Source organism: Citreimonas sp., from assembly GCF_042096055.1.
Classification (GTDB): Bacteria; Pseudomonadota; Alphaproteobacteria; order Rhodobacterales; family Rhodobacteraceae; genus Citreimonas.
This window is the reverse complement of the sequence record NZ_JBELMH010000090.1, coordinates 1-11141: the sequence shown is the minus strand read 5'-3', so window position 1 is coordinate 11141 and position 11141 is coordinate 1. Positions and strand designations below refer to the sequence as shown.

The 11141-nt window shown below is 70.1% G+C and carries 11 protein-coding genes; 2 read left to right on the top strand and 9 right to left on the bottom strand.

Annotated elements, in window-relative coordinates:
* Positions 1–106 precede the first annotated feature (106 nt).
* On the top strand, positions 107–1198 hold the full coding sequence (locus ACFDTC_RS15545) for a 2'-deoxycytidine 5'-triphosphate deaminase (protein ID WP_375259798.1): 1092 nt from the start codon (positions 107–109) through the stop codon (positions 1196–1198).
* A gap of 6 nt (positions 1199–1204) precedes the next feature.
* On the opposite strand, the gene scpB is transcribed toward ACFDTC_RS15545, so the two are convergent.
* The 6 genes from scpB to ACFDTC_RS15515 all read right to left on the bottom strand — a co-directional run bounded on the left by scpB (position 1205) and on the right by ACFDTC_RS15515 (position 7858).
* Positions 1205–1864: an SMC-Scp complex subunit ScpB gene (gene scpB / locus ACFDTC_RS15540; protein ID WP_375259797.1), complete on the bottom strand. Its 660-nt coding sequence runs from the start codon at positions 1862–1864 to the stop codon at positions 1205–1207.
* Positions 1857–2657 carry a segregation and condensation protein A gene (locus ACFDTC_RS15535; protein ID WP_375259796.1) on the bottom strand — a complete coding sequence of 267 codons (801 nt, stop codon included), beginning with the start codon at positions 2655–2657 and terminating at the stop codon, positions 1857–1859. Before ACFDTC_RS15535 ends, scpB begins: the two co-directional genes overlap by 8 nt.
* Entirely contained in the window at positions 2654–3655 is a 1002-nt protein-coding gene (locus ACFDTC_RS15530) for a glycoside hydrolase family 3 N-terminal domain-containing protein (protein WP_375259795.1), read from the bottom strand. Before ACFDTC_RS15530 ends, ACFDTC_RS15535 begins: the two co-directional genes overlap by 4 nt.
* Positions 3652–4773, bottom strand: coding sequence for an SPOR domain-containing protein (locus tag ACFDTC_RS15525; RefSeq protein WP_375259794.1), 1122 nt, complete (start codon positions 4771–4773; stop codon positions 3652–3654). The genes ACFDTC_RS15530 and ACFDTC_RS15525 overlap by 4 nt, the downstream gene beginning before the upstream one ends.
* A gap of 103 nt (positions 4774–4876) precedes the next feature.
* Positions 4877–6610, bottom strand: a complete 1734-nt coding sequence (gene argS / locus ACFDTC_RS15520) for an arginine--tRNA ligase (protein WP_375259793.1) — start codon at positions 6608–6610, stop codon at positions 4877–4879.
* 69 nt (positions 6611–6679) lie between these two features.
* Positions 6680–7858: a deoxyguanosinetriphosphate triphosphohydrolase gene (locus ACFDTC_RS15515; protein WP_375259799.1), complete on the bottom strand. Its 1179-nt coding sequence runs from the start codon at positions 7856–7858 to the stop codon at positions 6680–6682.
* A gap of 79 nt (positions 7859–7937) precedes the next feature.
* On the opposite strand from ACFDTC_RS15515, the gene ACFDTC_RS15510 reads away from it, so the two are divergent.
* Positions 7938–8261 (top strand): HesB/IscA family protein, encoded by a 324-nt coding sequence (locus tag ACFDTC_RS15510; protein WP_375259792.1) that lies wholly within the window; start codon positions 7938–7940, stop codon positions 8259–8261.
* A 63-nt stretch (positions 8262–8324) separates the two neighbouring features.
* Here ACFDTC_RS15510 and ACFDTC_RS15505 read toward each other — a convergent pair whose 3' ends face one another.
* The 3 genes from ACFDTC_RS15505 to ACFDTC_RS15495 all read right to left on the bottom strand — a co-directional run bounded on the left by ACFDTC_RS15505 (position 8325) and on the right by ACFDTC_RS15495 (position 11055).
* A complete protein-coding gene (locus ACFDTC_RS15505; protein ID WP_375259791.1) occupies positions 8325–9224 on the bottom strand; it encodes a DMT family transporter in 900 nt (299 codons plus the stop codon).
* Positions 9221–10279: a hypothetical protein gene (locus ACFDTC_RS15500; RefSeq protein WP_375259790.1), complete on the bottom strand. Its 1059-nt coding sequence runs from the start codon at positions 10277–10279 to the stop codon at positions 9221–9223. The genes ACFDTC_RS15505 and ACFDTC_RS15500 overlap by 4 nt, the downstream gene beginning before the upstream one ends.
* Before the next feature lie 107 nt (positions 10280–10386).
* On the bottom strand, positions 10387–11055 hold the full coding sequence (locus ACFDTC_RS15495) for a hypothetical protein (protein ID WP_375259789.1): 669 nt from the start codon (positions 11053–11055) through the stop codon (positions 10387–10389).
* Between the last annotated feature and the right edge of the window lie 86 nt (positions 11056–11141).

The following is an 11141-nucleotide window of genomic DNA, read 5'->3' as shown; positions in this document are numbered from 1 at the left end:
CGCGTCCGTCTGGGGGACGGAAGGTCGCAGGTTCGAGTCCTGCTAGCCCGACCAGAATTTCCTCGATCCACCGTCTCGCAGCGCTCCGGTCGTATCGGAGCGCGCGATGACCGGTGTCCTTCCCTCGCAGCAGATCGCCGACCTGATCGCTTCCGGAGCAATCTCGGCCGACCTGCCCTTCGTCGACGGGCAGATCCAGCCCGCGAGCCTCGACCTGCGGCTGGGCACCATCGCCTACCGGGTGCGCGCGTCGTTCCTGGCGGGCGACGGGCGCAGCGTCGCCGACCGCATCGCCGAGTTCGAGATGCACCGCATCGACCTGACCGCCGGCGCCGTGCTCGAGAAGGGCTGCGTCTACGTCGTGCCGCTGATGGAGCGTCTGGCCCTGCCCCGCGACCTCCAGGCGATCGCCAACGCCAAGAGCTCGACCGGACGGCTGGACCTGCTGACCCGCGTCATCACCGATGGCGGGGCCGAGTTCGACCGCATCGCGCCCGGCCACGAAGGGCCGCTTTACGCCGAGATCTGCCCGCGCTCGTTTTCCGTACTGGTGCGGCCGGGTATGCGGCTCAACCAGATCCGCTTTCGCCGCGGGCGCGCGGTGCTGGACGATGCCGAGTTGGCAGCGCTGCAGAAGACAGACACGCTGGTCTCGGGCGGGCCTGTCACGATCGACGACGGGCTGGGCTTCTCGGTCGATCTGCGGCCCGGGCGCGGAGGTCTGGTCGGCTGGCGCGCGCGGCCGCATACCGGCGTGATCGACCTCGACCGTATCGGGCATTACGACCCGGCGGGCTTCTGGGACCGGATCGAGGGCGATACCGGCGTCGACGGGCGCGGCCGCATCGTTCTGGACCCGGGCGCGTTCTACATCCTCGTCAGCCGCGAGGCGGTGCACATCCCGCCCGACTACGCGGCCGAGATGGCGCCATACCTTGCCATGGTGGGCGAATTCCGGGTGCATTACGCGGGCTTCTTCGATCCCGGCTTCGGCCACGCGGCGGCGGGCGGGCACGGCGCGCGGGGCGTACTCGAGGTGCGCTGCCACGAGGCGCCCTTCGTGCTGGAGCACGGGCAGGTGGTCGGTCGGCTGGTCTACGAACGCATGGCAGCACGCCCCGAGCAGTTGTACGGCGCGGGGATCGCGTCGAACTACCAGGGCCAGGGGCTGAAGCTGTCCAAGCATTTCAGCAGCTGAAGGCGCTCAGTCCTCGAACAGCTCGCTCTGGCCGGTGTCGGGGCTTTCGTCGGCGTCCTCGTCGTCCGGGGCCGGCGCGCCCGGCGGCAGCGCGCGCGAGTCCAGCAGCCCCGCGGCGCGCAGCTCCGCCAGGCCCGGCAGGTCGCGGGCGGATTCGAGGCCGAAATGATCCAGGAACGTCTCGGTCACGACGAAGGTGACGGGCCGGCCCGGCGTCATCCGGCGACGGCCGAAGCGCACCCATTCGAGCTCCAGCAACAGGTCCACCGTCCCGCGCGAGACCGACACGCCGCGGATCTCCTCGATCTCGGCGCGGGTCACCGGCTGATGGTAGGCGATGATCGCCAGCGTCTCCATCGCGGCGCGCGACAGCTTGCGATGTTCGACGGTCTCGCGGCTCATGAGGAAGCCGAGGTCGGGCGCGGTGCGCATCGCCCAGGCGTCGCCCACGCGGACAAGGCGCACGCCGCGCCCCTCGTAACGCTTGCGCAGATGGGCCAGTGCCTCGGCCGGGTCGCAGCCATGCGGCATGCGCGCGGCCAGCTCGGCCACCGTGACCGGCTCGGCGCTGGCGAAGAGGATCGCCTCGACCATGCGCTCCTGCTCGCCCATCGGGGGCGCTGCGAACAGGCTTTCGCCCTGTTCCGGTGTGTCGGGCTCAGCCATCGCGACGCTCGCGGCGGCGCATCTGGATGGGGGCGAACATGCCCTGCTGGCGCAGCTCGGCGCGGCCTTCCTTGACCAGTTCCAGCGAGGCGGCGAAGGTCGCGGCGGTGGCGCTGCGCCACTTGACCGGATCGTCATCCCACCCTTCGGGCAGGTAGCTTTGCAGCTCGGTCCACTGGCCGGCGAAGCCGATCATGCCACGCAGCCGGTCCAGCGCCTCTTCCATGGTGAAGACCTTGTCGCGGTCCATCACGAACGGGCGGAATTCGTCGCGCGTGCGGATGCGCGAATAGGCCTTCATCAGGTCCACGAGCGTGGCGGTGTATTCGACGCGGCGGTGGCGGGTCACGTCCTCGGGGATGCCGCGGGCAAAGACGTCGCGCCCCAGCCGGTTGCCGGCCCAGAGGCGCGCGGACGCCTCGCGCATGGCCTGCAGACGTTCGAGCTGGAACGCGAGATGCGCGGCCAGATCCTCGCCCGACGGGCCTTCGTCGGCCGGGTCGGGCGGCAGCAGCAGGCGCGATTTCAGGAAGGCGAGCCAGGCGGCCATCACGAGGTAGTCGGCGGCCAGCTCGATCCGCAGCGCGCGGGCCTTTTCCACGAAGACCAGGTATTGCCGCGCCAGCGCCAGGATCGAGATCTGCCGCAGGTCCACCTTCTGTGTGCGCGCCATGTTCAGAAGCAGGTCGAGCGGCCCCTCGAAGCCGTCCACGTCGACCACCAGCGCCTCGGTCGCGAGGCGGTCGGCGACGGAGAGCGGGACGATCTCGGGCTCGAAGTCTTGGTCGGTCATGGCACCGATGCGGGCAGCAGCGCGTCCAGCTTGGCGCGCAGCGCGGCGATGTCAACCGGCGGGGCGGGACGTCGCGCGGTCAGCGCGGCCTCGGCCCGGGCCTGGCCGGCGTCGGTCATGGGGCCCGCGACGTCGATCACGGCGCGCATCTCGTCCGCGTCGCCGTTGCAGTGCAGCACCGCGTCGCAGCCGGCGTCCAGCGCCGCCCTGCCCCGGCTGGCCACGTCGCCCGACAGCGCCTGCATCGAGATGTCGTCGGTCATCAGCAGCCCGCCGAAACCGATCCGGTCGCGGATCAGGCCGATCATCGTGGAGGACACGGTGGCGGCTTGGGCGTCGTAGGCTTCGAACACCATGTGCGCGGTCATGCCCAGCGGCAGGTCCGACAGCGCCGCGAAAGGCGCGAAGTCCGAGTCCAGCGCGTCCGTGCCGGCATCGGTGCGCGGCAGATGCAGGTGGCTGTCGGCGGTGCCGCGGCCGTGGCCGGGAATGTGCTTGATCACCGGCAGGACGCCGCCGGCGAGATGCGCTTCGGCCACGGCACGGCCCAGCCGTGCCACCGTGTCGGGGTCGGTGCCCAGCAGGCGGTTGCGCAGGAACGGATGCGTCTCGGCCCGCGCCACGTCGAGCGCGGGTGCGCAGTTGCCGTCGATGCCCAGGGCGCGCAATTCGGCGGCGATGATGGCGTAGCGCAGGGACAGCGCCTCAGCGGCGCGGTCGCCGGCATCGGTCGCGTCGTCCAGCGGCGGGCGCCAGTCCGTGGCCAGCGGCGGGCGCAGGCGCTGCACGCGGCCGCCTTCCTGGTCGATGAAGATGGGCGCGCCGCGGCCCACGGCGTCGCGCAGCTCGGCGGTCAAGGCGCGGACTTGTTCGGCCGTCTCGCAGTTGCGCGAGAAGAGGATGAAGCCGAAGGGGTTGGCGCGCCCGAAGAAGCGGCGTTCGTCCTCGGTCAGCCGCGCTCCGGCACAGCCGAGGATCGCGGCCGAGAACCGGCTCACCGGCTGACGACCGGGATGCAGTCGACGCCGTCGGCGACGAAGGCGGCGCAGAAGCGGCGCGCGTCGGACAGGTCGGCGAAACCGTGCGCGCGCAGACGGTAGAACGTGCGCCCGCCCGATTGCGCCTGCTGGATGACGCGCTTCTTGTCGCCGAGATAGGCGTCGAAGCGGCCCATCAGCCGGTCCCATTCCGACCGTGCGGTCGCCGCGCTGTCGAAGGCGCCGATCTGCACAAGGCGCGTGCCGGCGGGCAGATCCTCGGGCGCGATCTCGGCCGCGGCCGGCCCGCCCATGCCCAGCGCCTCGGCGATGACCGAGCCGGGCACCAGCGTATCGGTGCGCGTCTCGGACGCGCCGGAGGTCACGGCCACGGGCTCGGCGCGGGCGGCGACCAGAACCGGACGGCCCTGCGGGCGCACGCCGCCGAAGGCGGGGGTTTCTTCGAAGGCGACGTCTCGTTCGTCGAGGACGCTTGCGTCGAGCGACGCCAGCGTCTCTTCGGCACCCGCGTCGGCCTCGGCGCCCAGCGGCGTCACACCGTCGGTCAGCTGCGTGACCAGCGCCGCGATTTCGGGGTTGTCGGATTGCGCGAGCGGGCTGTCGGCGGGAATGACCACGTCCTCGCGCGTGAAGGTCGCGGGCAGCGGTGCAGTCTCGTCGCCGGTGGCGGCGAACAGCGCGGCACTCTCGGGCGCCTCGGTGCCTGTCGCGGCGGCAAGGCGCGTCTGCGCCTCTGCCTCGGCCTCGGCCGACTGGCGTTCGTAGGTCTGCAGCGCGCCCTGCGCCACGTCCTCCTCGGCAAGGCCGGCGGGACGCGAGGCGATAACCAGCCGTTCGGTCGGGCCTTCGGCGACGCCGATGCCAGCGATCGTGTTGACCGACAGGCCCTGGTGGTCGGCCAGACGGCCGCCCGGATCCTCGGGCGCGATGCGCATCGGACCTTCGGCCGCGAGGACGACGGGCACGCCGCTCACGTCGCGCGCGACCAGCTTGTAGCCCCAGACCCCGATGCCCGCGATCAGCGACAACGACACGGCGGCGCCGGCCCAGTGGGTGAAGGTCGCCACGGTGCGGGGTGCCGGGGCGGCCTGCCCCGAGTGTTGGTAGTATTCGGTCATGTCCGCCTCGTTCCGCGCGGGATCACGACCCGCGCCTGTGCTCGATTTGGGCGCGGGAGCGACCCGCGCTTGCCTGCAGGACCGATGCAGGCCACGCCTTGTCTCAGCGCATTTCCTCCATCGGCGTGACGCCCAAGATACCCAGACCGGCCGAAATAACAACAGAAACGGCCCGCGCCAGCGCGATTTTGGACTGACTTGTGGCCGGATCGTCCTGCAGGAAACGCAAGCCCGGCTCGTCGTTGCCGCGGTTCCACAGCGCATGCAGGTCGGCGGCCAGTTCCGACAGGTAGGTGGCGACACGGTGCGGCTCGGTGTTGCGGGCGGCGATCTCGACCAGGCGCGGCCATTCGGCGAGCTTTCCGGCCAGCGCCAGCTCCGCCGGATGGGTCATGCCGGTCATGTCGGCGCCCGCCAGCGCGTCGTCGCCGACGTCGATGCCCGCCTCGACCGCCTTGCGCAGCACCGAGGCCACGCGCGCATGGGCGTATTGCACGTAGAAGACCGGGTTTTCCTTGGACTGCTCGACCACCTTGTCGAAGTCGAAATCCAGCGGCGCGTCGTTCTTGCGCGTCAGCATGTGGAAGCGCGCGACATCGGCGCCCACCATGTCGACCACGTCGCGCAGGGTCACGAAGGTGCCGGCGCGCTTGGACATCTTGAACGGCTCGCCGTTGCGGTAGAGCTTGACCAGCTGCACCAGCTTGATGTCGAGCGGGACGTGGCCGTCCGACAGCGCGGCGACGGCGGCCTTCATCCGCTTGACGTAGCCGCCGTGATCGGCGCCGAAGATGTCGATCAGCCAGTCGAAGCCGCGCTCGACCTTGTCGTAGTGATAGGCGATGTCGGGCGCGAAATAGGTCCAGCCGCCGTCGGACTTCATGATCGGGCGGTCGACGTCGTCACCGTGCTCGGTCGACTTGAACAGCGTCTGCTCGCGCGGCTCCCAATCCTCGGGGGTCTTGCCCTTCGGCGGTTCCAGCACGCCGCGATAGATCAGGCCCTTGCCGCGCAGACTGTCGATCGCCGCCTCGATCCGGCCGGTGCCGTAGAGCGACTTCTCGGAGAAGAAGTGATCCATCCGCACGCCCAGCGCGGCGAGGTCCGCGCGGATCAGGTCCATCATGGCGTCGGTGGCGAATTCGCGCGCCTCGTCCATCCAGACATCCTCGGGTTGGTCGATCCAGGCGTCCCCCACCTTGGCCTTCAGCGCCTCGCCCACCTCGATCAGGTAGTCGCCCGGATAGCTGCCCTCGGGCCAGTCGACCGACAGGTCGTGCGCCTCGAGGTAGCGCAGGTAGACCGACCGCGCGAGCACGTCGACTTGGGCGCCGCCGTCGTTGATGTAGTATTCGCGCGTCACATCGTAGCCCGCATAGGCCAGAAGCGAGGCCAGCGCGTCGCCGACCACCGCGCCGCGCGCGTGGCCCACATGCATCGGCCCGGTGGGGTTCGCGCTGACGTATTCGACGTTGACCTTCTGCCCCTGCCCCAGCGTCGAGCGGCCGTAATCGGCGCCCTGCTCCAGGATCGCGGCCGGAAGCGCCTGCCAGACGGGTTGCGCGAGACGCAGGTTGATGAAGCCCGGCCCCGCGACCTCGGCCGTCGCGATGCGGTCGTCCTGAGAGAGACGTCCGACCAGCGCCTCGGCCACGTCGCGCGGCTTGCGGCCGAGCGGCTTTGCCAGCACCATCGCGGCGTTCGTGGCCATGTCGCCATGCGACGGGTCGCGCGGCGGCTCGACGGTGATGGCGTCGCGGTTGGCGCCCTCGGGGATCAGCCCCTCGGCGTCCAGCGCGGACAGGACAAGCTCTCGGATCTCGGCAAACAGGTTCATGAAACGGCTCCTTCGCGCCGTCCATTACCATGTGAACGGGCGGCGTCAAACGCCGCCCCGCGGCCTGCCCTAGTGGCCGTCGTCCAGGATATCGGTGCCGGTCAGATCCGCATGCAGCTGAAGCGCGAAGCGGTCGGTCATGCCGGCGACGTAATCGGCCACCAGCCGTGCCAGAGCGGTCTCGTCACGCAGGCCGGCGATCTCGGTCTGCCAGCGTGCGGGCAGCAGCGCCGGGTCGGCCATGAAGCGGGGGAACAGGTCCTCGACCACGCGGGTGACGCGGGCGCGCTGCTCCATCACGCGGGGCGCGCGGTACATGTTCTCGAACAGGAAGGCGCGGATCTGCCGCAGCTCGGACCAGAGCCGGTCCGAGAAGGCGATCACCGGGCGGCCGCAGGCGCGGATCGCCTGCGCGTCGGCGAACCCGCCGCCTTCAAGGTGCGCGCGCGACGTGTCGATCAGGTCCGAGACCATCGCGCCGAAGACGCGGCGCAGCGCCTCGTGCCGGCGGCGGTAGGCGTCGAGGCCGGGATAGAGACGGTCGACCTCGGCGTAGGCGGGCCCGACGATGGGCAGTTGCGCGATATCGGCCTCGGAGAAGAGGCCCGCGCGCAGGCCGTCGTGAAGGTCGTGGTTGTTGTAGGCGATGTCATCGGACAGCGCGGCCACCTGCGCCTCGGCGCTGGCATGGGTGTGCAGTTCCAGATCGTGCTCGGCGTCATATTCAGCCAAGGCATAGGGCACACCATCGGTGTCTCCGGCGCGGGCCACCACGGGGCCGTTGTGCTTGGCGATGCCTTCCAGCGTGTCCCAGGTCAGGTTCAGCCCGTCGAACTCGGCATAGTGCCGCTCCAGCCGCGTCACGATGCGCAAGGTCTGGGCGTTGTGGTCGAACCCGCCATAGGGCCGCATCAGCGCGTCGAGCGCGTCCTCGCCCGTGTGGCCGAAGGGCGTGTGGCCGAGGTCGTGCGCCAGCGCCACCGCCTCGGTCAGGTCGACGTTCAGCCCCAGCGCGTTCGAGATCGTGCGCGCCACCTGCGCCACCTCGATCGAATGGGTCAGCCGCGTGCGGTAGAAATCGCCCTCGTGCTCGACGAAGACCTGCGTCTTGTGCTTGAGCCGCCGGAACGCACTGGAATGGATGATCCGGTCGCGGTCCCGCTGGAAGCACGAGCGGAAGGCGCTTTCCTCCTCGGGGTAGAGCCGGCCTCGGGCGGTCTCGGGCTCGCAGGCATAGGGGGCGCGCATCGCTTCGGTCACCTTGTTGTCGGGTCCTCGGCGTCATATATTCGGACCATTCGCAAAGATAAACCTGACGGGGCCCGCCATGCACCTTCCGCCAAAAGTCACCGACCGCGCCTTTACCCGGCTGCAGGAGATCGGCGCCGGCGATCAGGGCCAGGCGCTGCGCGTCGCCGTCGAGGGCGGCGGCTGCTCGGGCTTCCAGTACGAGATCAAGCTCGACGCCCCCGAGGCCGAGGATCTCGTGCTCGAGGGCCACGGCCAGCGCGTGGTGGTCGACCCGGTGTCCCTGCCCTTCCTCGAGGGCGCGGTCATAGACTTCACCGAGGAGCTGATCGGCGCGCGCTTCGTGATCGAGAACCCCAACGCGACCAGCTCCTGCGGGTGCGGTACGTCCTTCTCGATGTAGGCCGCTTTCACGGTACGCAAAACGGCGCCCCTCGGGGCGCCGTCCGCGTTTCGATTGGCGGGATCAGGCGGTGCGGCGGCCGCGCGCCATCTGCTCCTCGGCGATCAGCCACAGGCCCGAGGCGACGACCAGCGTCACGCCCAGAACCGTGCCCGGCGCCGGGATCTCGCCGAAGGCCACCATGCCGATCGCGACCATCCAGACGAACTGCAGGTTCATCAGCGGCATCGCCACGTGTGCCGGCAGCAGCCGCAGCGCCTCGGCCGAGACGTAGCGCGCGCCGAACAGCATCGCGGCGTAGCCCCCGACCCAGGCCACGTCGGCAAGACCCATCGGCTTCCACACGAAGGGCAACGCCACGCCCATGGCGAGCATCAGCGCGAGGTTCGGCCAGAAGACCTGCGCCAGCGGCACGCGCTCGACCTTGGCGATGCGGCGCGCGGCCAGCATCGAACCGCACCCGGTCAGCGACGCGGTCAGCGCCCAGAGGTGGCCGGCCTGCATGCCCGACAAGCCGCCCGGCATCAGCAGCAGCATCCCGCCCGAGCCCAGCAGCAGCGCGGCCCAGGCCATCGGGCGCGGCGCCTCGCCCAGCACCGGGCCGGACAGTGCCGCCGCAAACAGCGGGATCAGCCCGATGAACAGGAACACGTCGGCGAAGGGCAGCAGGCGGAACGCCTGGAAGAAGGCGATAGACGCGATCACCGTCAGCACCGCGCGCACGGCCATGGTGCCGCGGCTGGCGACTTTCAGGCCGACCTCGCCGCCGCGCTTCGCGCTGAGCAGGCAGAACCCGGCGACCAGCGCCGCCGAGATCGCGAAGAGCTGCGGCGCCTCGTAGCCGCCGGCGATCAGCTTGGTGATGCCGTCCGCGCCGGCCATCATGCCGGTGTAGACAACGACGAGCGCGGCGCCGGTCAGCGCACCGCCCGCGGCGAGGCTTTGAATCGCACGCACGCTCATGGCCGGCCCGCCCGGGCGAAGCCCTCGAAGAACGCGTCGAAATGCTCGCTCGACCGGGCGGCGGCCTCCATCAGGTCGCAGGTGGCGGGCGACAGGCTGGGCTGCATGCGGTCGCGCATGACGTTCCAGTCGCCGCTGCGCGCGGTGTCGAGCGTCATCATGGCGCGGCTGATCTCGGACAGCGGCGCAAGGCGCGGCGCCCGGTCGAAGCGCGTGCGCTCGGCCGCGATCGGCTTGCGGAAGACCGGCCGGCCGGAGACCGCAGCGTGCCAGTTGCAGACCAGGAATTCGTGGTAATCGTCCGCCACAGACACGTCCGGTGCGGTCGTCAGCCCGAAGCTGGCGGTCTGCTCTTCCAGCCAGTCGGTCCACAGCACGGGCGCCGCGTCGCCCGCCCAGACCAGCGCGATGCAGATCTCGGCCAGCAGGTCGGCGTTCTGTTCCAGGAAGGCGGTCAGGCCCGCGAAGTGCAGCGAGCGGATGGCCTCGGCCGGCAAGTCGGCCGGGCGGCGGCCGTATTCGGTCAGGTAGAAGACGATGTGCGTGAGCTCGTACGCGGCCTTCTTGTTGGGCAGCGCGAAGGTCGCGTTGCGCGACGCGAAGGCCCGAAGGCGGTCGTCCAACCCCGGTTCGCGGATCGCGTCGACGCCGCGGCGGCGCATCAGCCGGCGCGCCTCGGCGCGCTGCAGGTCCGACAGCTCGGCCTCGGGCAGGCCCATGCGATCGGCGAAGGCGACCATCGCCTCGGCGGTCTCGCCCGGCACGCCCAGATCCTCGAGGTCGAGGACCATGGACAGGAAGAAGCGGTAGTACTGAGGGAAGAAGCGCAGCCGCTCTGCGGCGTCGCGGTAGAAGCCGGCATGCACCGCAAGTGCCTCGAGCGGGACATCCTGGCCGGTGCATTCGAGCACGTTCAGAAGCTCGGCGTTCTCCTTGAGCCAGAACACGTCATCGCCGCCGCGCCGGCCTTGCGCGAACAGCGCCAGCAGCGACGACAGGCGGGTTTCGCGCGGCGGGATGCGGTGCGGCGCGTTCAACTGGATCACGGTGGTCATGAACGTCTCCTCGTGTGGTTGTGGCCGGGCCGTGTCCGGCATGGCCAGGTCCGTCGGGGGCCGGGACGGGGCGCGCACGCGGCGCCCCGTCCGGGCAGGTCGCGGCCTCAGGCGCGCACGGGACCCGACCACGAGGTGAAGGCTTCGGTCGCATCGCCTGCGTCGCGCTCGGAACGGACCGGGCCGGACCACGAGGTGAACGCCTCGACGGCGTCGCCGGCATCGCGCTGCGAGCGGACCGGGCCCGACCATGAGGTGAAGGCTTCGACGGCATCGCCGGCGTCGCGCTCGGAGCGGACGGGACCGGACCAGGACGTGAAGGCCTCGACGGCGTCGCCGGCGTCGCGCTCGGAGCGGACGGGACCGGACCAGGACGTGAAGGCCTCGACGGCATCGCCGGCGGCGCGCTCGGAACGGACCGGGCCGGACCAGGAGGTGAACGCCTCGACGGCATCGCCGGCGTCGCGCTCGGAGCGGACCGGGCCGGACCACGAGGTGAAGGCTTCGACGGCATCGCCGGCGTCACGATCCGAGCGAACCGGGCCCGACCAGGAGGTGAACGCCTCGACCGCGTTTCCACTAAAGATTGCCGTCTCGGCCGGGCCGGACCACGATGTGAACATCTCGAGGCCCTCTCCGGAGAACCCGCAGACTTGCGGTTCAACGGCAAGAATATCTTCAGAGATCAGGTGCTTCAGTTGGGTCGACATCGAATGATCCTCGCTGGATTTGGTGAGTTGACGATGTCGAAACGCTCCCTCAAAAACTGAAATCAAAAAAGTTAATTCTTGTTAAAGTTGATTAACGCGTGTATTATCCACATGAACGTCGGTCGGCAACTTTTCGCCGACCAAATTTGATT

Coding starts and splice junctions, on each gene's coding strand:
- ACFDTC_RS15545 (WP_375259798.1), top strand. CDS start 107: ATGACCGGTGTCCTTCCCTCGCAGCAGATCGCCGACCTGATCGCTTCC.
- scpB (WP_375259797.1), bottom strand. CDS start 1,864: ATGGCTGAGCCCGACACACCGGAACAGGGCGAAAGCCTGTTCGCAGCG.
- ACFDTC_RS15535 (WP_375259796.1), bottom strand. CDS start 2,657: ATGACCGACCAAGACTTCGAGCCCGAGATCGTCCCGCTCTCCGTCGCC.
- ACFDTC_RS15525 (WP_375259794.1), bottom strand. CDS start 4,773: ATGACCGAATACTACCAACACTCGGGGCAGGCCGCCCCGGCACCCCGC.
- argS (WP_375259793.1), bottom strand. CDS start 6,610: ATGAACCTGTTTGCCGAGATCCGAGAGCTTGTCCTGTCCGCGCTGGAC.
- ACFDTC_RS15515 (WP_375259799.1), bottom strand. CDS start 7,858: ATGCGCGCCCCCTATGCCTGCGAGCCCGAGACCGCCCGAGGCCGGCTC.
- ACFDTC_RS15510 (WP_375259792.1), top strand. CDS start 7,938: ATGCACCTTCCGCCAAAAGTCACCGACCGCGCCTTTACCCGGCTGCAG.
- ACFDTC_RS15505 (WP_375259791.1), bottom strand. CDS start 9,224: ATGAGCGTGCGTGCGATTCAAAGCCTCGCCGCGGGCGGTGCGCTGACC.
- ACFDTC_RS15500 (WP_375259790.1), bottom strand. CDS start 10,279: ATGACCACCGTGATCCAGTTGAACGCGCCGCACCGCATCCCGCCGCGC.